This window comes from Flavitalea plasmicola, assembly GCF_030546645.1.
Lineage (GTDB): Bacteria > Bacteroidota > Bacteroidia > Chitinophagales > Chitinophagaceae > Puia.
Map to the genome: position 1 here is coordinate 856,188 of NZ_JAUOTO010000004.1, position 22,344 is coordinate 878,531.

17 protein-coding genes are annotated in these 22,344 nt (G+C 51.4%); 10 read left to right on the forward strand and 7 right to left on the reverse strand.

Annotation, left to right across the window (positions count from 1 at the left end; genetic code table 11):
- Positions 1–11: 11 nt before the first annotated feature.
- Both carA and aroQ read left to right on the forward strand, forming a co-directional pair.
- Positions 12–1,097 carry a glutamine-hydrolyzing carbamoyl-phosphate synthase small subunit gene (gene carA, locus Q4E93_RS17710; protein WP_303587454.1) on the forward strand — a complete coding sequence of 362 codons (1,086 nt, stop codon included), beginning with the start codon at positions 12–14 and terminating at the stop codon, positions 1,095–1,097.
- The gene (gene aroQ / locus Q4E93_RS17715) at positions 1,097–1,510 is read left to right on the forward strand and encodes a type II 3-dehydroquinate dehydratase (protein WP_303587455.1); all 414 of its coding nucleotides are present in this window, start codon (positions 1,097–1,099) and stop codon (positions 1,508–1,510) included. The genes carA and aroQ overlap by 1 nt, the downstream gene beginning before the upstream one ends.
- Positions 1,511–1,547: 37 nt before the next feature.
- On the opposite strand, the gene Q4E93_RS17720 is transcribed toward aroQ, so the two are convergent.
- Positions 1,548–2,252, reverse strand: coding sequence for a peptidylprolyl isomerase (locus tag Q4E93_RS17720; protein WP_303587456.1), 705 nt, complete (start codon positions 2,250–2,252; stop codon positions 1,548–1,550).
- 90 nt (positions 2,253–2,342) lie between these two features.
- Between Q4E93_RS17720 and Q4E93_RS17725 the strand changes: the two genes are divergently transcribed.
- The 3 genes from Q4E93_RS17725 (at position 2,343) to Q4E93_RS17735 (ending at position 8,078) form a co-directional block, all read left to right on the forward strand.
- On the forward strand, positions 2,343–3,008 hold the full coding sequence (locus tag Q4E93_RS17725; protein WP_303587457.1) for a toxin-antitoxin system YwqK family antitoxin: 666 nt from the start codon (positions 2,343–2,345) through the stop codon (positions 3,006–3,008).
- Positions 3,009–3,093: 85 nt separating this feature from the next.
- Entirely contained in the window at positions 3,094–5,487 is a 2,394-nt protein-coding gene (locus Q4E93_RS17730) for a beta-L-arabinofuranosidase domain-containing protein (protein ID WP_303587458.1), read from the forward strand.
- The gene (locus tag Q4E93_RS17735; RefSeq protein WP_303587459.1) at positions 5,484–8,078 is read left to right on the forward strand and encodes an alpha-L-arabinofuranosidase C-terminal domain-containing protein; all 2,595 of its coding nucleotides are present in this window, start codon (positions 5,484–5,486) and stop codon (positions 8,076–8,078) included. Before Q4E93_RS17730 ends, Q4E93_RS17735 begins: the two co-directional genes overlap by 4 nt.
- Before the next feature lie 69 nt (positions 8,079–8,147).
- Here the strand turns inward: Q4E93_RS17735 and Q4E93_RS17740 are convergent, their stop codons facing one another.
- On the reverse strand, positions 8,148–10,523 hold the full coding sequence (locus Q4E93_RS17740) for a M1 family metallopeptidase (protein WP_303587461.1): 2,376 nt from the start codon (positions 10,521–10,523) through the stop codon (positions 8,148–8,150).
- Positions 10,524–10,554: 31 nt separating this feature from the next.
- Entirely contained in the window at positions 10,555–11,139 is a 585-nt protein-coding gene (locus Q4E93_RS17745) for a HupE/UreJ family protein (RefSeq protein ID WP_303587463.1), read from the reverse strand.
- A gap of 51 nt (positions 11,140–11,190) precedes the next feature.
- On the opposite strand from Q4E93_RS17745, the gene Q4E93_RS17750 reads away from it, so the two are divergent.
- Positions 11,191–11,667: a DUF6702 family protein gene (locus tag Q4E93_RS17750; protein WP_303587464.1), complete on the forward strand. Its 477-nt coding sequence runs from the start codon at positions 11,191–11,193 to the stop codon at positions 11,665–11,667.
- On the opposite strand, the gene Q4E93_RS17755 is transcribed toward Q4E93_RS17750, so the two are convergent.
- Together Q4E93_RS17755 and Q4E93_RS17760 are read right to left on the reverse strand one after the other, a co-directional pair.
- Positions 11,664–12,974, reverse strand: coding sequence for a hemolysin family protein (locus Q4E93_RS17755; RefSeq protein WP_303587465.1), 1,311 nt, complete (start codon positions 12,972–12,974; stop codon positions 11,664–11,666). The two genes, Q4E93_RS17750 and Q4E93_RS17755, sit on opposite strands and share 4 nt — an antisense overlap.
- A complete protein-coding gene (locus tag Q4E93_RS17760; RefSeq protein WP_303587467.1) occupies positions 12,967–13,593 on the reverse strand; it encodes a phosphatase PAP2 family protein in 627 nt (208 codons plus the stop codon). The genes Q4E93_RS17755 and Q4E93_RS17760 overlap by 8 nt, the downstream gene beginning before the upstream one ends.
- A gap of 140 nt (positions 13,594–13,733) precedes the next feature.
- Here Q4E93_RS17760 and Q4E93_RS17765 point away from each other — a divergent pair, with 140 nt between their 5' ends.
- The 4 genes from Q4E93_RS17765 (at position 13,734) to Q4E93_RS17780 (ending at position 19,931) form a co-directional block, all read left to right on the forward strand.
- Positions 13,734–15,680: an LTA synthase family protein gene (locus tag Q4E93_RS17765; RefSeq protein ID WP_303587469.1), complete on the forward strand. Its 1,947-nt coding sequence runs from the start codon at positions 13,734–13,736 to the stop codon at positions 15,678–15,680.
- 131 nt (positions 15,681–15,811) lie between these two features.
- Positions 15,812–17,191 (forward strand): phosphoglucosamine mutase, encoded by a 1,380-nt coding sequence (glmM, locus tag Q4E93_RS17770; protein ID WP_303587470.1) that lies wholly within the window; start codon positions 15,812–15,814, stop codon positions 17,189–17,191.
- A gap of 144 nt (positions 17,192–17,335) precedes the next feature.
- Positions 17,336–18,463, forward strand: a complete 1,128-nt coding sequence (locus Q4E93_RS17775) for a cysteine desulfurase family protein (RefSeq protein ID WP_303587471.1) — start codon at positions 17,336–17,338, stop codon at positions 18,461–18,463.
- A gap of 4 nt (positions 18,464–18,467) precedes the next feature.
- A complete protein-coding gene (locus Q4E93_RS17780; RefSeq protein WP_303587472.1) occupies positions 18,468–19,931 on the forward strand; it encodes a gluconokinase in 1,464 nt (487 codons plus the stop codon).
- Between the two features lie 62 nt (positions 19,932–19,993).
- On the opposite strand, the gene Q4E93_RS17785 is transcribed toward Q4E93_RS17780, so the two are convergent.
- On the reverse strand, positions 19,994–20,977 hold the full coding sequence (locus Q4E93_RS17785; RefSeq protein ID WP_303587474.1) for a helix-turn-helix transcriptional regulator: 984 nt from the start codon (positions 20,975–20,977) through the stop codon (positions 19,994–19,996).
- Between the two features lie 205 nt (positions 20,978–21,182).
- Positions 21,183–22,184, reverse strand: a complete 1,002-nt coding sequence (locus tag Q4E93_RS17790; protein ID WP_303587475.1) for a helix-turn-helix transcriptional regulator — start codon at positions 22,182–22,184, stop codon at positions 21,183–21,185.
- Positions 22,185–22,344: the final 160 nt, after the last annotated feature.

The window sequence follows — 22,344 nt, forward strand, 5'->3', positions numbered from 1 at the left end:
TTTTGTACAACATGGCTATCCTGTTACTCGAAGATGGTTCCGTTCATTATGGCAAAGCATTCGGCAAGAGAGGCACTACCTCCGGCGAGATCTGCTTCAATACAGGTATGACAGGCTACCAGGAAGTGTTCACAGACCCCAGCTACTATGGGCAGGTGCTGATCATGAACAGTGTGCACATCGGTAATTACGGGGTAAAGGACGGCGATATCGAGTCCGATGGCGTTAAGATCAAAGGGCTTATCGGACGTAATCTGGAAGAGCAATTTTCCCGCATACAAGCCAAGGGATCACTGGACGAATATCTCAAGGCAAACAATATCGTTTGCATCGAAGGTGTAGATACCCGTGCCCTGGTGGCTCATGTCCGAGTGAAAGGCGCCATGAATTGCATCATCTCCTCCGAAATAACGGATATCGATCAGCTGAAAGCGATGCTTGCCCAAACCCCTTCCATGGATGGGTTGGAACTGGCCTCCGCCGTCAGCACAGAGACCGAATATGAACTGGGTGATCCCGGGGCCGATATCCGCATAGCGGTGATGGACTATGGCGTTAAACAGCATATCCTCCAATGTATGGTGGAAAGGGGCGCATTTGTGAAAGTGTTTCCTGCCAGGACGTCTTTGGAAAAGGTCCGTGCCTTCCACCCGCATGGTTATTTTCTTTCCAATGGCCCCGGCGACCCGGCTCCCATGGACTATGCCATCCCCACTGTCAAGGAGATCCTGAAAGATAAGAAACCCCTGTTCGGTATTTGCTTAGGGCATCAGCTGCTGGCCCTCGCCAACGATATCCCTACGTTCAAGATGCACCATGGGCACAGGGGGCTCAATCACCCCGTGAAGAACCTCGTCACCGGCAGATGCGAGATCACCACCCAGAACCACGGTTTTGGCGTAGATCCGGCTGCCGTGCGGAAAGCGTCCAATATCGAGATCACCCACGTCAACCTCAACGATGAATCCATCGAAGGCATCCGCCTGAAGGACAGGCCAGCCTTTTCCGTTCAATACCACCCGGAAGCTACTCCCGGCCCCCATGACAGCCGCTATCTCTTCGACGACTTTATCGAGCTGATCAAAAAGCACAAATAATGAACATAGCCATCATCAACGGTCCCAACCTCAATCTCCTCGGTACCCGGGAACCGGACGTGTACGGCAGCAAGACCTTCGAACAGTATTTTGAAGAGCTGCGAAAGCTATTTCCTGCCGTGGAGTTCAGCTATTTTCAAAGCAATATAGAAGGGGAGCTTATAGACCAGCTGCAGAAGGTGGGGTTCTCCTATGACGGCATTATCATCAACCCCGGCGGATATACGCATACGTCGGTGGCGATTGGGGATGCCATAGCGGCTATCACCACGCCTGTGATAGAGGTGCATATCAGCAATGTCCATGCGAGGGAAGCGTTCAGGCAGCTGTCGCATGTTTCGGCGAAGGCCAGGGGGACTATTGTGGGGTTGGGTTTACGGGGTTATGAGCTGGCTGTGAGGTACTTTTTATAGCGACGAGCTGTGCGCTTCGAGCTTTGAGCCAGGGTTGTCATAGCCATACTCTCATCATTAGCGCAAACCCTGTATCCTGCCTGGGATTGTCCGTCTTCCGGATGATATGAAGCCCATTGGCGCTCCATACCCGGAAAACCTCTCCTTTCTTGTGGGCGATGACCTCATGCTCGATCTGCGGCACCATCACTCCCCTTGCGATCCATCCCAGGTCGCCACCTCCTTCTCCTCCCATCGAATAGGTCTTTGCCAGCTGCTCGAAGCTGGCGCTGCTGTCCTTTAGTTTGCGAAGAATGGTGTTGCCCAGCGAATCCGCGATGCGATAGCGGAAAACGGAGGTATCAATGAATATCTGGCTGATGTGATAGAATTGATTAGGCGCCTTGGTAAGCAGCTGCACGAGGAACTTATTGCCTTTGTCCCCATAGGGGCCATATACCTTTTTTTCCTTGCCGGTGTAGGCAAGGCTATCAGCAAGGCTGCTAAAGCCCCTGGTCCTGGTGACTACGACCGTATCGATCCTGAACTTCTTTTGAAGGATCTGTTTGGCATACAGCAATGGATTGGGGGACTGTTCCAGGGCCGTTTTCAGCTGGGGGATGGTGAATTTTTTGGCTTCGGCCTGCATTTGGCCAATGACCTTGGCCTCCTGCTCCGGGGTAAGCTTCTGGCCCTGGGGTTGTTGACCGAATGTTATCATGCTACCCATCAGCAGGCAAGTCAGTATAAGGAAGTTGTTCATACCGGAAAGTTAAGGGTTGGATCATAAATTGGAACGATTTTCGTTCTTTTTTAAGGCAGGGACGGTTGCTGTCCCGTAAAAACAATGGTTATGCGGTGGACATTCTTTCTTTTCTCACTGATTATCTTACAGATACATCCAGGAAAGGGCTATGCCCAATGCAAGGATTTTACCATCAGCCCCAAGGGGGATACCATTAATTGCACAGATAACCAGGATAAGAAGCAGGGCAAATGGGTCAACCACATTGACGAGCTGCGGGGCGAGCCGGGCTATGAAGAAGAAGGCCTATATAAGGATGGGCGTAAAGAGGGTACCTGGAGGCTGTATAGCCTGCAGGGCGACCTGATAGGGGTGGAGTTCTACAAATGGGGCAATAAGGACGGCGTGTGCCAGTATTTCGGCATCAATGGTACACTGCTGCGGGAAGAGAGCTGGAGGGCCCTCAACCCGAATAAGGCATATGACACACTCACTATAGAGGATATCGACCACCTGGACAAATACAAGACGGTGATCGTAAAGAACGAGGGCGTAGCCATCAAGGACGGCACCTGGAAATTTTATGATCCCTCCACCGGCATGGTCCAGCGTACAGAAACTTATACGTTAGGCAAACACGAGACCGCCAAATCCACGCAAGCCACTGCGGATGCCAAGGCTTCAAAGACGGCTACCAAGCCCAAGGAAGTCCTCGAGTTCGAGAAGAAAATTGGAAAGAAAAAAGTAAAAGTGCAGGACGGCAGCACTTTCTAACCAATAAAGTCTACAGGTTAATTTCGGCCTATAGTTTATTAAAAACCGTAAACCTGACATTTATTCTTTCCAATACTTTTATCAAATGGTAAAAAGTATTCTCCGGCCATTGACTGAACTGGCCTTCTTTTTCTTACCCCTCGCTGCGAATGCCCAGGATTATCCCATCCAGCCCGTAGCTTTCACAAGGGTGCATCTCTCCGACAATTTCTGGGAGCCCAAGTTGCAGGTGAATGCCCGTATGACCATCCCCTATGTGCTGAATAAATGCCGGGAGACCGGCAGGATCGATAATTTCCTGATGGCGGCAGGAAAGAAAAAGCCCGGCAAGCTCACCGATTTTCCATTTGACGACACGGACCTGTATAAAGTCATAGAAGGCGCTTCCTACAGCCTGCAAGCAAGCCCTGATGCGCAGCTCTCGGCGCAGCTGGACACGCTCATCGGCATTATTGCCGCGGCGCAGGAGCCGGATGGCTACCTGTATACTTTCAGAACTTCCCATCCGGAGCATCCTCATGAATGGATCGGGGCGAAGCGTTGGGAAAAAGAAGAAGACCTCAGTCATGAATTGTACAATGCAGGACATTTGTACGAATCCGCCGTCGCTCATTACCAGGCAACGGGAAAAAAGACGTTGTTGAACATCGCTCTCAAAAATGCCGACCTGCTGGTGAAGGACTTCGGCTATGGTAAGGTACAGGTATATCCCGGCCATCAGATCGTGGAGATCGGGTTGGTGAAGCTGTACAGGGTGACGGGGCAAAAAAAATACCTGGATCTTGCGAAGTTCTTCCTGGATGTACGCGGACCGGGCGGCGACGCTTATAACCAGGCGAATAAGAAAGTGGTAGACCAGCATGAGGCGGAGGGGCACGCAGTGCGTGCGGCATATATGTACACCGGGATGGCCGATGTGGCCGCATTGACAGGAGACAAAAAATACCTGGATGCCATCGACGATATCTGGCGTGATGTGGTTTATTCGAAATTGTATATCACCGGCGGTATTGGCGCCACGGGCAACGGAGAAGCTTTCGGCGACGCGTATGACCTGCCCAATATGTCTGCTTATGCGGAGACATGCGCGGCCATCGCCAATGTTTACTGGAACAGCCGGATGTACCTTCTCCATGGCGATGCAAAATATGTGGACGTGCTGGAGAGGACCTTGTACAATGGTCTTTTGTCGGGAGTATCGTTGACGGGAACCCGGTTTTTCTACCCCAACCCATTGGCTTCGCTCGGACAGCATCAGCGCAGCGCCTGGTTCAGCTGTGCCTGCTGTATCTCCAACGTCGCACGTTTCCTGCCTTCGGTGCCGGGATATGTCTATGCGCAGAATGGGGACGATCTATTTGTAAATCTGTTCATGAGCAACAGGGCGGAGATTGCGCTGGCTTCGGGAAAGGTGGTCCTTACGCAGAAGACCGCTTATCCCTGGGAGGGCAGGATCGAGATAGGCATCGACCCTGGCCGGAGCGGCCGGGTCATATTGCATATACGCATTCCAGGCTGGGCGCAGGATCAGCCTATCCCGGGCGGTCTGTACAAGTTTGCTTCCAATCAGGGGGCGGCTATTCCCATCAGCATCAATGGCAATAAGATCAGTTACCGGATGGACAAAGGGTATGCGGTATTAGACCGTACCTGGAAAAAAGGGGATAAGGTAGTGATCGATCTGCCGATGGATGTACGGAAAGTACTGGCGAGTGACAGCGTAAAAGCCGATAGGAACAGGTTTGCCCTGCAACGCGGCCCCATCGTGTATTGCCTGGAAGGGAAGGATCAGCAGGACAGCACGGTACAAAGTATTGTCGTGGACAGATCGGCGGACGTCAGCAGCGGTTATACTGCCGATAAGCTGGGAGGCATCGTTCAGCTGACGGCCGAAGGCAATACCTCGGCGCGGCAGGAAGGCAGCGAAGAGATCATCACGAAGAGAGAAACCGTGAAAGCCATTCCTTATTATTCCTGGAACAACCGGGGGCCGGGCGAGATGGAAGTGTGGATCCCCTATAAATCTTCTGCAGCCCTGCCTAAGCCTGCTCCTACCATCGCCAGTAAAAGCGCCGTCTCCTCATCCGTACAAGGCAGGCTGATGTTGAAAGCGCTGAATGACCAGTATGATCCTGCGGACTCCAGGGACAACAGCGCGAGTTATTTGCATTGGTGGCCGAAGAAGAATACCACCGAGTGGGTGCAATATGATTTTGACACAACCTATACTATCTCTTCATCCAATGTGTACTGGTTTGACGATGGCCCCTGGGGGGGCTGCAGGATCCCCGCATCCTGGCGGCTGCTGTATAAGAAAGACGGTGAGTGGGTGCCAGTGCAGAACACTACGCCGTACGAGACTGTAAAAGACAGGTATAATACAGTACAGTTCCAGCCTGTGACCACCAGGGCGTTGCGATTGGAAGTGCGGCTACCGGGGGATTTTGCTTCCGGCATTCATGAATGGATCGTAAAATGATGCGTATACTTTTTATATTTCCATTGATCGCCTGCGCGCTGGCCGCGCGGCCGCAGCAAGTTCCGGACAAGGCCGTGATCACCATCGATGGAGCAAAACCCGGCGCAGCTGTATCACCTACGTTGCATGGGATATTCTTCGAGGAGATCAGCCATGCGGGAGAGGGAGGCTTATATGCGGAGCTGATCCAGAACAGAGGGTTCGAGGAAGTGCGCCTACCTCCCGGAACACACCAGGAGGGGACGTACATCGTTCCTGAAAGGACCCCGCATTTCTCGATCCCCAACAATGGGGTCAGCGACTGGAAAATGGAGTGGCCGCTGAAGAGCGAATGGCCGGCCTGGTCGATGCGGTCGGCAGGAAGCACGGAGATGCAGCTTTCGCTTGACACAGAGCGGCCGTTGAATACCGCTACGCCACATTCATTAAAGGTGAAAATACGCAAGCATGATCCCAAAGGCAAAGCCGATCTGCTGAATGAAGGGTTCTGGGGTATCAATACCGTCGAGGGAGAGAAGTACCATCTTAGTTTTTATGTAAGGACTGCGGGAATGTACAAGGGGCCACTGACTGTATCGCTACAGTCAGCCGACGGCGGGGTACTGGCGGGAAATACCTTTACGGTATTGAAGGACGAGGGATGGCATAAGTACAGCTGCACCCTGACGGCCCGGAAAAGCGATCCCAAGGCGAAATTCGTACTGACCTTTGGCGGTGCGGGCACACTGTGGCTGGACTTTGTATCTCTTTTTCCCGAGGCCACCTTTCTTCGCCGGACAAACGGCCTGCGGAGGGACCTTGCGCAATATATTGCGGATCTGAAGCCGGCATTTATCAGGTGGCCGGGAGGATGTTTTGTAGAAGGCATCGACATTCAAAGTGCGCCTGACTGGGAGAAAACCATAGGTCCCGTCGAAGGAAGACCCGGTACTTACAGTCCCTGGGGATATTGGACGAGCGATGGGTTCGGATATCACGAATACCTGCAATTTTGCGAGGATATTCATGCGGCGGCCCTGTATGTGTTCAATGTGGGGGTTTCCTGTGATTTCAGGAGCGGTACTTTTATTCCGGACGATAGTCTCGGGCCTACGATACAGCATGCATTGGACGCCATCGAATATGCCATCGGGCCTGTCAGCAGCAAGTGGGGTAGGGTACGGGCGGCCAATGGGCATCCTGCGCCTTTTCCCCTGAAATATGTGGAGGTGGGCAATGAGCAATCGGGCTCCCGCTATGCCATACGTTATAATTGGTTCTACGATGCCATCCACGAGAAATATCCTTCCGTACAGATCATTGCCAGCATGGGTATCGGCGATGTCAACAAGCATACATTAGACAGCATGCAACATGTGGAACTGGCAGACGAGCATGCATACAAAGCGGCCTGGTGGGCAATGACGCATTATGATCATTTCGACCGCTATCCCCGTGGCGGCTGGAATATGTATGTAGGGGAATATGCCACGAATGGCGGAGTGGGCAGGGGCAATATGACAGCCTCGCTCAGCGACGCGGTGTATATCATGAGCATGGAGAAGAATGCAGACCTGGTGAAGATGAGCAGCTATGCACCATTGCTGGTGAATGTCAATGATGTGGACTGGCCGGTGAACCTTATCAATTTCGATGCGGGCGGCAGCTTTGCCCGGATATCCTACTATGTTATTAAAATGATGAATGATCACCGTGCGGATGTCAATCTTTCTACAGAAGTGCGGGTGATGCCGCCGGCCGTGCAAACGCCACCGTTCGAGGGCGGCATTGGCCTGGCCACCTGGGATACGCACACCGAGTACAAAGATGTAAAGGTCGTCCAGGATGGGAAGACCGTCTATCAAAGTGACTTTATACATCATCCGGAGGAATGGCAGCTGCTGAGAGGAAAATGGGAAGTGGGAGCTGACAGCGGCCTGGCCGAGACGGCCGATGGGCCGCAGCGCCTGGCGCTCCTGAAGGACAAGTCCTTCAGCGCGTATACGCTTACACTGAAAGCGCGGAAGCTGGACGGGTACAATGCCTTCGTCATTCCCTTCGCAGTAAAGGATAGCAATACTTTTCTACGGGCGCATATCGGCAGCTATGTGAATGTCAACTGTGTTTTCGAGCGTGTCACCAATGGTTTCGATGTTTCGGATGTGACCTCGCAGAAAAGGCTGGCCAGGCCTATCGAAAAAGACCGCTGGTATGACATCCGGCTGGAAATGGGCATGGATAAAGTGGATTGCTACCTGGATGACACGCTGATCATGTCTTACAAGCAACCTCCTACTTTGTTTGCGCTGTCGGGCCGGGATAAAAGGAATGGCGACGTCATCGTCAAAGTGGTCAATGCATCTGCCGTTCCTTGTGAGGCCACATTATTATTGAATGACTTTCCTAAGCCGGCCGGCTCCGTGAAGGTGACGACGCTCAGCGCGCCTTCCGGGGAAGCGGAGAATTCCTTTGCCCAGCCTGTTCAGTATATACCGCATGAAAGCACGCTCTCTGACTTTTTTGCTCCGTCAGGACAAGGCGACGCGGGCAAGCTCACTTTACAACCTTTCTCTATCTCTGTTCTACGGATCGCGATGGCCGAAAAAAAATAGCCGGGGTAAAATATAATTACAGGCTCTACCTGCAAGTTAAAGAAAAAGGCCCCTCGCGGGGCCTTTTTCTTAGAATGCTTTTTTATCCTTCTGCGTCTGCTGCATCGGATTATTCGTCTGTGGGATGCTTCGAAGCAACTGCTGCTTCGCTTTATATACCTGGAACTTGCTTTCCGTCTTCACGGCAGGCCAGCTATTATTGCTTTCGTCTATGTCGGCCGTCTCGCGGTTGGGATCCAATTTAACGCTCTCCACTTCCTTGTCCTTGATGAACAGCTTGGTCAGGTGACTTTCATTCTTGCGCCATACCTGGGCGGGAATGCGTTCGACCTCCTTGGTGCCATCCTTATAGGTCCATTCCAGGATGATGGGCATCACCAGGCCGCCCTTGTTGCTGAATTGTAACTCATAGAATTGTTTCGAGCTCAGCAGGGTTTTCGCGGAATCGTCCAGGGGCTGATCGTACTGTACGATATGCTGTGGATATTTTGTCGTGTCGTAGGGGATCAGGCCGCGGGAATATTTCCAATAGAAGTCATGCAGGGATGTGTCTGCATCCACCGCGAATTTGATGTTCTTATCGTTGCGGTTTTTTTCTTTGGAGACATCCTGGGGGAATTTACCATCCGGCATGGGCTTATCGATGCTTTTCATGATGGTAGTATCCACTTTGGCCACCGGATGGGCGAGGTCGGGTGTGAAATGTTTGACGCTATCGATGGAAATATCCACGGCGTCGATGCCATAGAACCATCCGCGCCAGAACCAGTCGAGGTTTTCTGCGCTGGCATCATTCATGGTCCTGAACAGGTCGGCGGGCGTAGGATGTTTGAAGGCCCAGCGGCGTGCATATTCCTTGAATGCATAATCGAATAATTCCCGGCCCATGATCGTCTCACGGAGCATATTAAGACCGGTCGCGGGTTTGGTATAGGCGTTGGGGCCGAATTGGACGATGTTCTCGGAATTCGTCATAATGGGTTCCAGCTGATCTTTCGGCAGCTTCATGTAATCCACGATAGCCCAAGCCGGGCCCTTGCCGCGGACAGGGAACTTATTGTCCCATAGTTCTTCCGTCAGATACTCCACGAATGAGTTGAGCCCTTCATCCATCCAGGACCACTGACGCTCGTCGCTATTGATGATCATGGGGAAGAAGTTGTGACCTACTTCATGGATGACCACGCCCAGCATGCCATATTTGGTGGCTTCGCTGTAGGTGCCGTCCTTTTCAGCCCTGCCATAGTTGAAACAGATCATTGGGTATTCCATACCGTTGGATGCTTCCACGCTCTGGGCCACAGGATAGGGGAAAGGGATGGTAAAATGAGAATAGGTCTTGATGGTGTGGGCTACGGCCTTGGTGGAGAAGCGACGATAGATGGGGTAGGCCTCTTTGCCATAATAGCTCATGCACATCACTTTTTTCCCTTCCACGTAGGCGGGCATTGCGTCCATCACGAATCTTCTGGAGGAGCCCCAGGCGAAGTCCCGTACGTTGTCGGCCTTGAAGATCCAGGTTTTCATCTGCTTGTTCTTTTTGACCTCGGAAGCCTTGGCTTCAGCCAGCGTAACGATCTCTATGGGTTCTTTGGCAGTCTGCGCCTGCTGCCACCGGGTGAATTGCGCCGGCGTGAGCACCTGCTGGTAGTTCTGACATTCGCCTGTGGCGCCGATGACATGATCGGCGGGCACCGTCATCTGCACTTTGAAGTTGCCGAAGGTCAGTGCGAATTCACCACGGCCGGTGAACTGGTTGTTCTGCCATCCCTGGAAGTCGCTGTATACGCAAAGACGGGGATACCATTGGGCCATGGTGAAGAGGTAGTTGCCATCTTCGGGAAAATATTCGAAGCCGCCCCGGCCGCCGTACTTCATGCGATCCGATATATGGTAGTTCCAATCGATCTTAAAGATGAACTTCTGGCCGGGCTTTAATGTTGCCGGAAGCTCCACCCGCATCATGGTCTTATTGATCATGTATTTGAGGGACGCGCCCAGCGCGTCGGTGATCTTCACGATATTGTCCCCGAAGTCATTGCTCTGCTTCATCCTGACGGTACGATCCACCATCTGGTCGCTGATCATGTTCGGCATGGTACTGCCGTCCTGGTAATTGGCGTTGTTTTTGGCGCTGTGCTCGTTCTCATCCAGTTGGAGCCATAGGTAGGTCAGCTCATCGGGAGAGTTGTTGAAGTAAGTGATCGTTTCCGAACCGGTGAGCCATTGTTTGTCCTCATCCAGCGTGGCCTTGATGTCATAGTCAGCCCGTTGCTGCCAGTATTTTGGACCGGGAGCGCCGCTGGCGGTGCGGTATTCATTCGGCGTGGGCAGCATGGTGCCCAGGGCTTCGAACTTATTACCGTGATTGGAAGCAGGATTGTTCTGGGCCATGGCGGCGCCGGTGGCGGCGAGACCCAGGAACAATAGCAGTTCATTTCTCATGATGTGTGTTTATTTTTGGTTTTTACTCGAATTATTCAGGCCAGCGCGACCAGGCCATCTGGAGGCTCCATGCCAGCACTACTACGGACGCGATGCGCACCCACCAGATCCGCCGGATCTTCAAAAGTTGCACGAAAATAAAGGAAATCAGCAGGAAAAGAGCGACCAACAGCAGCTGGGCCGCCTCGATACCCAGGTTGAAAGCCAGCAGATGCAAGACCAGTCCTGCTCTGCCTTCCAGGCTGAGCAAAGTGCTGCCGAAGGCAAGACCGTGGATCAGCCCGAAGAAAAGGGCGAAAAAATAGATCAGGGGCAGCCTGGCCGGATGCTCCATCTGTCCACGACCCTGGAGCAGGTTGTTAATGGCCGTGACGACGATGGTGATGGGAATAAGGAATTCGATCCAGCGGGTGGCAAAATGCACGGAGCCGGTGGCGCTGAGGGCAAGGGTGATGGAATGACCGACGGTAAAAGCTGTCACCAATACCACTACCCTTCGCCAATCCCTTAGCTGGTACCGCAGGCACAGCGCACCTACGAAGAGGATATGGTCCATGGCTTCCCAAGCGAGGATGTGGTGTGTACCTATCCCAAAATATATATTAAATTCATTCATCCGGCAATCAAAATTATCCAGACTTTTGTACCATAAAAATTTACTTTTTAAATGGCTGCATCCCTATTTAAATGGTTGATATTCTTAACACACCCCCTGTATATCACCGTCACCGAGATCAATCACAATCCTAAGGACAAGACCCTGGAGATCAGCTGCAAGATGTTCACCAACGATTTCGAGGCTGTCCTGGAAAAACAGGCGCATGCGAAGGTGGACCTATCGGACGTGAAGAACAAGGCCGCCACGGACAAGCTGATCGCCGACTATATACAGCGGCACTTACTGTTGAAGTTAGACGGGCGCGCAGCTGTCCTGCACTTCGTTGGCAGCGAGAAGGAAGCTGACGGCACCTGGAGCTATTTTCAGGTGAATGATATTCCCACCGTCAAGAGGATAGACGTCAGCAATAGTCTGTTGTATGACAATTTCAACCAGGAGATCAATATTATGCATGCTTCCGCAGGAGGTGTAAAGAAGAGCACCCGCCTGGATTATCCGGCTGCTGCGGCTGTTTTTGAATTCTAGTTCTCCTCTTCCTCTTTTACCTCGCTTTTAAGCTCCTCGGAAAGGTTCACGAGCACTTTGTCGATGCGTTGGGCATCCATATCCACGACCTCGAAGGTAAACCCTCTCCATTCCAGCTTTTCGCCGATGGTGGGTATGCGCTCCAACTGGTTGAGTATAAATCCTGCCAACGTATCAAACTCATGGTCTCCTTCATTCATCCATGTAGTCTTGTGGAAGCGGGTGAGGAAGTCGTAGAAAGGTATCTGGGCATCCACCAGGAAGCTGCCGTCTTCCCGTGCGGTGATCTCATAATCCGGGATATCGGGCTGAGCGATGTCTCCAATGATGGCTTCCAGGATGTCGTTCAATGTAATGAGCCCCTGCAGGCTGCCATATTCATCCACGATGAAGCAGCAGTGGATCCTGGACTGCTTGAATTTTTCCAGTACTACATATGCGGAATTATTCTCAGGGATGAAAAGGGCCGGGGTCATGATGTCCTTGAACAGGACAGAATCATCCGTCACGTAGAGGTCCTTGATCGACACGACACCTTTGATATTATCAATGGCTCCGTCACAGATGGGGTAGACGGAATGGGGTTCTTTGATGATCTTTTCCTTGATGGTCTCTTCATTTTCATTCAGGTCGAACCAAATGATATCGCTGCGGTGAGTCATGAGGGAGGTGATATTCCTATCGCCCAGGTGGAAGACACGTTCGATGATCTCCTGTTCCGCTTCTTCAATGGTGCCTTGTTCGGTACCTTCATGGATAATGGCCTTGATCTCGTCTTCTGTCACTGCGCTGTCCCGGGAAGGGGTAATGGGGAAAAACCTGAAAAAAAGATTGCTGGATGTATTCAGCAGCCATACGATAGGATGCGTGACAAGAGACAGTATCCTTACGGGCCTGGCTACGAGCCGGGCGATCTGCTCTGCCCGCAGGAGCCCGATGCGTTTGGGGATCAGCTCTCCAAATATGATGGACAGCAGCGTAACGGAGATAAGGATAAGCGCAGTGGAGATATTGGCTGCATAGGGCCGGAGATAGGAGATCTTTTCCAGGTAGGGCTGGAGGTCGGCGGAAAATTTTTCCCCCGAGTAGAAGCCTACGAGGACGGCGACAAGCGTAATCCCGATCTGAGCGGTGGATAAGAAGAGTTCGGGGTTTTCCGCCAGTCTGAGTGCGGCTTTGGCTTTGTCGTCTCCCTTGTCCGCCAGTTGTTCCAGCCGGCTTTTTCGCGCTGACACCAGCGCGATCTCCGCCATGACGAACAATCCGTTCAATATGATCAGGAAAAACAGGATAAATATCTCAAGCATGTTGATGATTATAGGGTTGTAAATTGAGGGGACCGGATTGCCACCGGAACAGACGGCTGGTGATGATTCCTATCAGGCTGCCCAGCAAAGCGCCTGCCGTCACGTCCACCGGAAAATGCACCCCTACATACACCTGTGCATAAGCGACTAAAGCAGCCCAGATGAATACCGCCCCCCACCACCGGCCTGTGTGCCGCAAGGTGAGAAAAATGAACCATGCCATTGCAAAATGATTGCAGGCATGGGAAGATGTGAAGCTGGAGCTCTGCGGGCAGTAATGGACCAGGATACGTATATTGTCAGCCAATTCGGGATTATGACAGGGGCGTAGCCGGAAAATGAAGCTTTTTACCAGGTTGCTGCTGACCTGGTCCCCGATGGCCACCGTCAGAACGAACATCAACGCCCACCGCCAGCCTTTTGCGCCGAAATTGAGGATAATGAACACCAGGAGAAAAAGATAGATGGGCATCCAGAATTCCATTTCCCGCAGGAAAGGAAAGACAAGGTCACCGGCATGGCCTGCCCAGTCCTGGTTTATTTTTGTGAAAAGCCAATGATCCGCCTGTACGATCTTTTGTATGAAGCCCGGATGACTGTTACTGTCAAGTAAAATCATGGTTTCCTGAATAATTGCCCTAATTTTACGCCCATTTAATAAAAAGATAACTCCGGAAAGTCATGGGAACAAAGGCAGGAATAAAGATACCAAAATTGATCCGTTTGATTTTTGCGATGGGGATTATTTTTTTATTGATCATGAGCTTGTTGCGTCTTTTTCTCTTCATTTCTTTTAACAAACAGGGCCATTCTTTTTCGGATCTCCTGCCAGCCTTTGGGCTGGGGGTGCGTTTTGACCTGCGTTATGTGGGTATCCTTTGCGTCCTCCTGCTCATTACGGGAAGTTTTCCATTTTTACAACCTTTCAGGCGTCCGGCGGGCCGGAAATGGGCCATTTTCCTGATGGGGCTGGCTGGTTTCCTGGTCATATTCTTCTATTCGGTGGATTTTGCCCATTACAGCTATCTTTCACAAAGGCTGAATGCCAGTGTATTGAACTACCTGGCAGACACCCGCATCTCCGCCGGCATGATATGGCAGACTTATCCCGTGATCCGGATCCTGCTGCTGCTGCTGGCGGGTACCTGGCTGGTGGTGAAGGGTGCCAAATACGTCTACAACAGGATCCGCCGGCAGGAGGACCCTGTCCTGAAGACTTCCGTCCGCGTCACCTGGTTCATCATTATCTTCCTTTTGCTGGGCCTTGCTATTTTCGGCAGGATCGGTCAATTCCCACTCCGGTGGAGCGATGCATTCAGCCTGGGCAACGATTACAAGGCGAATATCTCTCTCAATCCCTTTCAGTCCTTCTTCAGCGGGCTGAAATTCCGGCATGCTTCCTTTGACGAGGCTAAGGTGAAGAAAGCGTTGCCCCAACTGGCTCCTTTCTTTGGGTTCAACGATTTCACCGCAGCGCCTGCCGGCACCGATCCGCTGGCTTTTGCCGTTCGCAGGGTCATGCCTGCCAGGCCGGGTGGACCGGCCACCCCTCCCAATGTGGTGGTGGTGATCTGTGAATCATTCAGCGGCTATAAGAGTTCCATGTGGGGCAATCCCCTGAACACGACCCCCTTCTTCAACAGCATGTGTCAGCGGGGTATATTCTTTGATCATTGCTTTACGCCCAGCTATGGCACGGCCCGCGGCGTGTGGGCCACCATCACGGGCATTCCCGACGTGGCAATATCTACTTCCACTTCCAGCCGTAACCCTTCCGCCGTCGACCAACATACGATCATCAACGACTTTTCAGGCTACGATAAAATGTATTTCCTGGGCGGCAGCACGAGTTGGGCGAATATCCAGGGAATGCTCACCAACAATATAAAAGGACTGAAGATATATGAACAGGAAAATTTCAAAGCGCCGAAAGTGGACGTCTGGGGCATCAGCGATAAGAACCTTTTCCTGGAAGCCAATAATGTGTTGAAGCAAAGAGAGAAGCCATTCTTCGCCGTCATTCAGACGGCGGACAACCACCGTCCCTATACTATCCCGGCTGAGGACAGGGCGGCATTCCACTCCATCACCGTATCGCAGGATTCATTGCAGAAATGCGGATTTGCGACAAACGATGAAATGAATGCTTTTCGTTACACGGATTTCAGCTTCCGTACTTTTATAGAGGCGGCTGCCAAAGAAAAGTATTTTGACAATACGATCTTTCTGTTTGTGGGAGACCATGGCATTCCCGGCGATGCGGGAACGATGTTTCCCAGGGCATGGACGGACCTCTGGCTTACCGCAGAGCATGTCCCGCTGCTGGTGTATTCCCCGAAGCTCCTTGCCCCCCGGCGGATTACGAAAGATTGCTCCCAACTGGATGTATTGCCGACGCTTGCAGGCCTTTGCCATATCTCCTATTTGAACACTACCCTGGGACGCGATCTGTTGGATAGCGCCCGCTATGAAGGGAAAGCCTTGTCCTTCATATTTAACCCCGACCAGGAATCCATCGGCGTGGTGCATAATGGGTATTTTTACCGGCTGCAGCTAAAAACAGGCAAGGAGGAAATGGTTTCTACGGTGAATAACGACCCTGTTCCGGACTCGGTGCTCAACGGTCCCCGGAAAAAAGAGCTGCGGCAATTGACAGAAGGCATCTATCAAACGGCGAAATATATGATATTAAGGAATAAAAAATAGTATTTCCAGGCGTTTCTGGCATTTTACTTGCGGAATTGTAAAACCTGTGGTCCATTGAGAATACCCACAAAGTAGTAGTCTTTCCCCCTGTCAAAAACGTACTTTTACCTACATTCTTAAATATACTGATTGTGGCATTGATCAAGAGCATTTCCGGCATCAGAGGAACGATCGGAGGCAAGCCAGGCGATAGTTTGTCTCCCCTGGACATCGTCAAATTTGCCGCAGCATTCGGTAGCCGGATCCTCACACTTAACAAAGGGAAGAAGATCATTATTGGCCGTGACGGACGTATAAGCGGGGAAATGGTCAGCCAACTGGTGGTCAGCACTTTGCGGGGATTGGGCATGGATGTGCTTGACCTGGGGCTGTCCACCACTCCGACAGTCGAGCTGGCGGTGGTGGGGGAGCGGGCGGCAGGCGGCATCATTATTACCGCCAGTCACAATCCAAAGGAATGGAATGCGCTGAAGCTGCTGAACAGTGCAGGAGAGTTCATCAGTGCCGAGGAGGGGGCAGCCGTCCTGGAAAAGGCAAAAAAGGACGATTTTAATTTTTCTACTGTCGACAGGCTGGGTGCATATGCCATCGATACTTCCTGGCTTCAGAAACACATCGACGCCATTGTCCGGCATCCTTTGGTCGATGTCAAAAGCATTCAGCAAAAACAATACAAGGTGGTAGTGGATGTCATCAATTCCACGGGGGCGCTGTTCCTGCCGCCACTGCTGAAGGCGCTTGGAGTAAAGGAGGTCGTCCTGTTGAACGAGGAGATCAATGGCCGCTTTGCCCATAATCCGGAACCTTTGCCGGAAAATCTTGCCGGCCTGAGCGCCGCCGTGCAAAAATCGAAAGCGGACCTGGGGATCGCCGTGGACCCGGATGTAGACCGGCTTTGCTTTGTATGCGAGGATGGCAGCATGTTCGGAGAGGAATACACCCTGGTGGCCGTTGCGGATTATGTATTGGGAAAAAAGCCTGGAAATACGGTGAGCAACATGAGCAGCACCAAAGCTTTAAAGGAGATCACCCTGAAGCACGGAGGGCAGTATTATCCATCGGCAGTGGGAGAAGTAAATGTGGTCAATACCATGAAAGCCGTGGATGCCGTCATAGGGGGCGAAGGCAATGGAGGCATCATCGTACCGGACCTGCATTATGGCCGTGATGCGCTGATCGGCATCGGACTTTTTCTCAGCGCCCTGTCTTATCATAAGAATGGATTGCGTTCTTTCCGGACCCGCTACCCGGATTATTTCATTTCCAAGAATAAGATAGAGCTGCAAAAGGGCATCGATGTGTCAGCCATTTTCGACAAGATCAAAAAAAAATACAAAAATCACCCCGTCAATACGGACGATGGGCTGAAGATCGAGTTCGACAACGATTGGGTACATCTTCGCACGTCTAATACCGAGCCCATCATCCGGATCTATGCCGAAAGCAATTTCGAAACAACGGCCAATAATATCGCTTCGCGGCTCATGAAGGACATTAAGGAATTTATATAGCAAAGAGGAGCTATATAAATTCCGGCTACATGCTGCAAGCTGTCAGCTACAAGTCAGGATTTAAATAGGCGTTACTTGCCGCTCAAAAGTGTCATCCAGCCGACATAGTTCAGACCTGAAGAATATTGTATCTTTACGCCCGCTATGGAAAGAATTTATTTCGACAATGCGGCGACGACACCCTTGGATCCCAAGGTGTTGGAGTCTATGATGCCCTATCTGACAGAAAAGTTCGGTAATCCTTCCTCCATCTATTCCTATGGGCGCGAGTCCAGGCTGGCCATAGAAAATGCACGCAAGTCGGTGGCGAAGATACTCAACGCGCATCCGGCTGAGATCTTCTTTACTTCCGGCGGCACGGAAAGCTCCAATACTGCGATTTCGGCGGCTGTACGGGACCTGGGATGCACCCACATCATTACTTCGCCTCTGGAACATCATGCCACCCTGCATACGGTGGAGCATCTCCATAAGACGGGCGAGGCTTCTGTCAGTTATGTGGAGCTCCTTCCCGATGGGCATATCGATCTGGAGGACCTGAAGCATAAGCTGGCAGGCAGTGCCGAAAAGACCATTGTGTCGCTGATGCATGCCAATAACGAGATCGGCAATATGCTGGACATTCATGCGGTGGGAGAGCTATGCAAGCTGTATGGCGCCTATTTTCATTCCGACACCGTCCAGACGGTGGGACATTTCCCTTTCGACCTGCGGAATACTCCCGTTCATTTCGTCACGGGGGCAGGTCATAAGTTCCATGGCCCGAAGGGGGTGGGACTGTTGTATATAAATGAGAATGTCAAGATCAACCCTTTTATACATGGCGGCAGCCAGGAACGAAACATGCGTGCCGGAACGGAAAACTTGTATGGCATCGTAGGTTTTGCAAGGGCGCTGGAGCTGGCTACGGCTGGTTTCGAGGAAGAGGGCGCCTACATCAAGGGCATTAAGGTGTATATGATGGAACAGCTGAAAAAGAACGTGAAAGGCATTGCTTTCAACGGGGATGCCCTTGGACGAAGCCTTTATACCGTGCTCAGCGTGTCGTTCCCAAAAACGGAGAAGTCTGAAATGCTGCTATTCAACCTGGACATCAATCATATTTGCGCCAGCGGGGGAAGCGCCTGCACCAGCGGGGCGGAACAGGGATCGCATGTGATAAGGGCGATCAACAACAATCCCAACCAGGTCACCGTAAGATTTTCCTTCAGCAAGCATAATACCAAGGACGAAGTGGATTATTTGGTTGAAAAGCTGAAAGAGATGATCTGATCATATGTCTTTCATCATCGGTGTAGATATCGGCACGACCAATACTAAAGCTGTAGCATTCACAGATGGGGGAGAAGTTGTAGCCAATGCCGTTCATTCATATCCTGCTTTTACCGATGCCGACGGCGCTCATGAGCTCGATCCTTTACAACTGCTGGAAGCGGTACTTACGGTGCTGAAGGAAGCGCTTGTACAAACGGATGGCAGGACGGGATTGGCGGGGGTCAGCTTCAGTTGCGCCATGCATAGTCTCATAGCCGTCGATAGCCGGGGGGAGCTTCTGACCCGCGCCATCACCTGGGCGGACCTGCGCAGCAAACCTTTCGCCGATGTGCTGAAAGCCAGTGAAGCCGGCCGGCGGATCTACCGGCAGACGGGAACGCCTATAGCACCTATGTCCCCTTTATGCAAGCTGTTATGGCTGAAGCAGCAACGGCCGGAGATCTTCAGGCGGGCGGCAAAATTCATTTCAATCAAAGAGTACATCTGGTGGCGATTGTTCGGTAAATACCAGGTGGACTACTCCATTGCCTCCGCCACCGGCTTGTTCGACATAAATCATTTCACCTGGTACCGGGAATCCCTTGAACTGGCTGGCATCCGGGAGGAGATGCTGTCGGAGCCTGTGCCTGCCGTACACCAGGAATCAGCGCTGTCAGTTGATCTTCATCTGCCTGGATTACCTGGGGGGCTGCCGTTCATTATCGGGGGAAGTGACGGCTGTCTTGCCAACCTGGGCAGCAACGCGGTGCAGCCGGGCGAAACGGCACTGACCATCGGCACCAGCGGCGCCCTTCGTATGAGCACCAGCGGTCCGAAATACGATCCGGTGGAAAGGATATTCCAGTATATACTCACTGATCAGCTGTATGTCTCCGGCGGCGCGATCAACAATGGAGGCGGCGCCGTGCAATGGTATGCCGGAAATTTCGGAGGAGGCCGGAGTGTACAGGAGCTTACATCGGGAGCCGGGAATGTCGCGCCCGGATCTGACGGTCTGATCTTTCTTCCCTATTTGTTGGGCGAGCGGGCGCCTATCTGGAATGCGAATGCAAGCGCGCTGTTCTTTGGTATCCGTTCAAGCCATGAACAGCGTCATTTTATGCGTGCAGTGCTGGAGGGCATCACCTACAGCCTTTACCAGGTGGGGACTTCACTGGAAGAGACCATTGGTCCGATGAAGCATATCCACGCCAGCGGCGGGTTTACGCACAGCCGTACCTGGTTGCAAATAGTGGCTGATGTCTTTGGCAAGGAGGTCTTTACGACGAATGGGGCGGATGCTTCCGCCATTGGCGCCTGCATCATGGGATTTTATGCCAGGGGCATTATTCCCGATCTGGATAAGGCGTCAGGGTTGATACATGTGCGGGATAGGTATGTGCCGGACGAGGGGCGGCATGCGGCGTATCAAAAGGGCTATGGTCTGTTTACGGCGCTCTACGGTCGATTGCAGGATCTGATGTAAGTCTCTCATAAAAAAATCTCATAAAAAAAGCCCGCCGGATGGCGGGCCTTGTACATGAACATCTACTTGTGCTTTACGAGGTCCCTCGGCAGGATGCCGAATTCCTTTTTGAACGCCTTGGCAAAATGACTGAGATTGGAAAAGCCGATCTCGCTGCCGGCCTGCTTGATGCTGCATTGCCCGGTGATCAGCATTTCTTTTGCGCGTTGTAATCTGTTCTTATTGTAATAATCATACAGGGTATGACCGTACAGTTGTTTGAAAAGATTCTTCAGTTTGCTGGTGCTCATGAACACTTCATGAGCCAGCGACTCCAGGGAAGGGAAACCTTCCAGCTTGCTGCTGAGGATTTGTTCGATGTGCTGCATGCTTTCCAGGTCGTTCTTTTTGATGGCCCTGGGAAGGCTGGCCTGCTCCTGGCGCAGGAAAGAGGTCAGGAATTTCTCCACCAGGTGGATGATGCGTGACAGACGGCGTATCTGGCTTAACGGATCATTTTCCTTCATTTCGAACAACTCTTTCAACGTTTCCCGGTGAGGGAGGTTGACAAAATAGGGGTTTTCGGAAAGGCTGTTGGCTCTTGCAAAGGTTTCGAGCTTTTCCAACAGTTCGGCAGACAGATAGCGGGAAGCCAGGTCGTGTGTGGCAAAGATCACCAATCTTTTGATCTGGCTGCCGGCCGGTATCCTCAAATGCAGGGGATCGCGTGTATCTGAAAGGAAGATATCATTGCGAAGTGTCCCTTTATCTGCCATGATGGCCTGGTCGCCATTCAACCGGACCTCTTTGTTTACTTCCACCTGGTTAAAGGAAAGGGAGAATCCTTTGGCGCCATCCGATTCCCGGTAAAGTTCCAGGTCGGATCTCAGCTTGAAATTCATAACGGCATAGGAAAGCTGAGGGCTCATAGTGTGGGCCATGATCGTTCCTTCTCCTATGTGAGAGGGCAAAACTAACAGATGGTCTTTAACAGGAACGTGCAGCAGGGCTGCAAATTCTTCCAACCATTGTTCATAATTTTCCAGCTTGAATGAATGCATTACCATGTTCACTATTTTTCGAGGTAAGTCTCGTGAAAAAATTAAAATTCAGGCAGCTGTCGTGGTTTGAATGGATAGGGTAAGAGGAGTGCTATTATACGGCAAGAGGGCAAAATTACGACAAATCAGGGGCAAGAAATACCTGCAATGAGCGCAATAATAGCTGTATACGCTATTTAACAAAATCTTATGTCACCGTATCAGAGTATTGTCACCGACCTTTCAGGATCTCTTTGGGAAGGATACCGAACTCTTTTTTGAATGCCTTTGCAAAATTGCTCAAATTTGAAAAACCGATGTTCAATCCTACCTGTTTCACGCTGTACTTGCCTGTTTGCAACATTTCCTTGGCTTTTTCCAGTCGGTTACGGTTATAAAACTCATATAGTTTCATTCCGTATATCTGTTTGAACTTGGTCTTTAGTTTGGTTGAGCTCATCATCGCGGTCTTCGACAGCATGTCGATGGAAGGAAATTTGTCCAGTTTATTATTGCTGAGGATGCGTTCCACGTCTTTCAGGGCTTCCAGGTCTTTTTCTTTATCTTTTTGTTTGAGCCCGCCGGTCTCTTTCAGCAGCGGCGCCTTGGTAAGGAAAGTGTGCAGGAATTTTTCGGCGAGCATGAGCACCCTGTTCTGCAGGAGGAGATGGGTGACGGGCGATTGAAAGTCGGCGGTGAAAATATCTTCCAGCAATTGTCTGTATTCGAAAGTGATGGGCTCCTTGTTGATATTGCGCAGACGATTGTCTGCATATACCAATAGGTCCAGCAGGATATCTTTTTTTATGGCTCTGCCGACGAAAGAGGGGCTGAAGAAGATGCCTACGCGTTTCAGGCGGGAATTCCTGGAATAAGTCACTTCCAGGTCGTAATTGGTGGAAGACAAAAAGATATTGCTTTGGTTGGGGCTTTTATCCGTGACGGAATTGTGCGGTTCGCGGATCACAAAAAAATCGCTGACGGTGACCTGGTTAAAGAAAAGGCTTAGCCCGTATAAGGAAGATTTTTTACGCAGGAAGACAAGGTCGTCATTAAGCGAGAAGTTCATGATGACGTAGGATATATCGGAATTGATGTTGGCAGCCATAATATACCCTTCACCCATGGAGCGGGGGATCTGTATCTTTCCGGCTATGACTGGAAGCTTCAATATCTTGCCAAAGCCTCTGAGCCAACTACGGAAATCTCTCAACTGATAAACATATCTGATCATAGGACAATCGTTTAAGAAAGAAGGTTTATTATCAGCAGATACAAAACTAATTTAACGAAATTATGTCATATTGCAATGACTCTTTTTCGATCTGACGGCAAGTGGGGCGGGTACGCCCGGCTAACGTAAATTAACACACGAAACGCAATTGGGCGGTGCA

Bases quoted from the DNA above. Each gene is read 5' to 3' on its own strand.
- Q4E93_RS17730 (WP_303587458.1), top strand. From the start codon at position 3,094: ATGGTAAAAAGTATTCTCCGGCCATTGACTGAACTGGCCTTCTTTTTC.
- Q4E93_RS17790 (WP_303587475.1), bottom strand. From the start codon at position 22,184: ATGATCAGATATGTTTATCAGTTGAGAGATTTCCGTAGTTGGCTCAGA.
- Q4E93_RS17785 (WP_303587474.1), bottom strand. From the start codon at position 20,977: ATGGTAATGCATTCATTCAAGCTGGAAAATTATGAACAATGGTTGGAA.
- Q4E93_RS17720 (WP_303587456.1), bottom strand. From the start codon at position 2,252: ATGAACAACTTCCTTATACTGACTTGCCTGCTGATGGGTAGCATGATA.
- Q4E93_RS17745 (WP_303587463.1), bottom strand. From the start codon at position 11,139: ATGAATGAATTTAATATATATTTTGGGATAGGTACACACCACATCCTC.
- Q4E93_RS17755 (WP_303587465.1), bottom strand. From the start codon at position 12,974: ATGCTTGAGATATTTATCCTGTTTTTCCTGATCATATTGAACGGATTG.
- Q4E93_RS17760 (WP_303587467.1), bottom strand. From the start codon at position 13,593: ATGATTTTACTTGACAGTAACAGTCATCCGGGCTTCATACAAAAGATC.
- Q4E93_RS17775 (WP_303587471.1), top strand. From the start codon at position 17,336: ATGGAAAGAATTTATTTCGACAATGCGGCGACGACACCCTTGGATCCC.
- Q4E93_RS17740 (WP_303587461.1), bottom strand. From the start codon at position 10,523: ATGAGAAATGAACTGCTATTGTTCCTGGGTCTCGCCGCCACCGGCGCC.
- Q4E93_RS17750 (WP_303587464.1), top strand. From the start codon at position 11,191: ATGGCTGCATCCCTATTTAAATGGTTGATATTCTTAACACACCCCCTG.
- carA (WP_303587454.1), top strand. From the start codon at position 12: ATGGCTATCCTGTTACTCGAAGATGGTTCCGTTCATTATGGCAAAGCA.
- Q4E93_RS17780 (WP_303587472.1), top strand. From the start codon at position 18,468: ATGTCTTTCATCATCGGTGTAGATATCGGCACGACCAATACTAAAGCT.
- Q4E93_RS17735 (WP_303587459.1), top strand. From the start codon at position 5,484: ATGATGCGTATACTTTTTATATTTCCATTGATCGCCTGCGCGCTGGCC.
- Q4E93_RS17725 (WP_303587457.1), top strand. From the start codon at position 2,343: ATGCGGTGGACATTCTTTCTTTTCTCACTGATTATCTTACAGATACAT.
- aroQ (WP_303587455.1), top strand. From the start codon at position 1,097: ATGAACATAGCCATCATCAACGGTCCCAACCTCAATCTCCTCGGTACC.
- Q4E93_RS17765 (WP_303587469.1), top strand. From the start codon at position 13,734: ATGAGCTTGTTGCGTCTTTTTCTCTTCATTTCTTTTAACAAACAGGGC.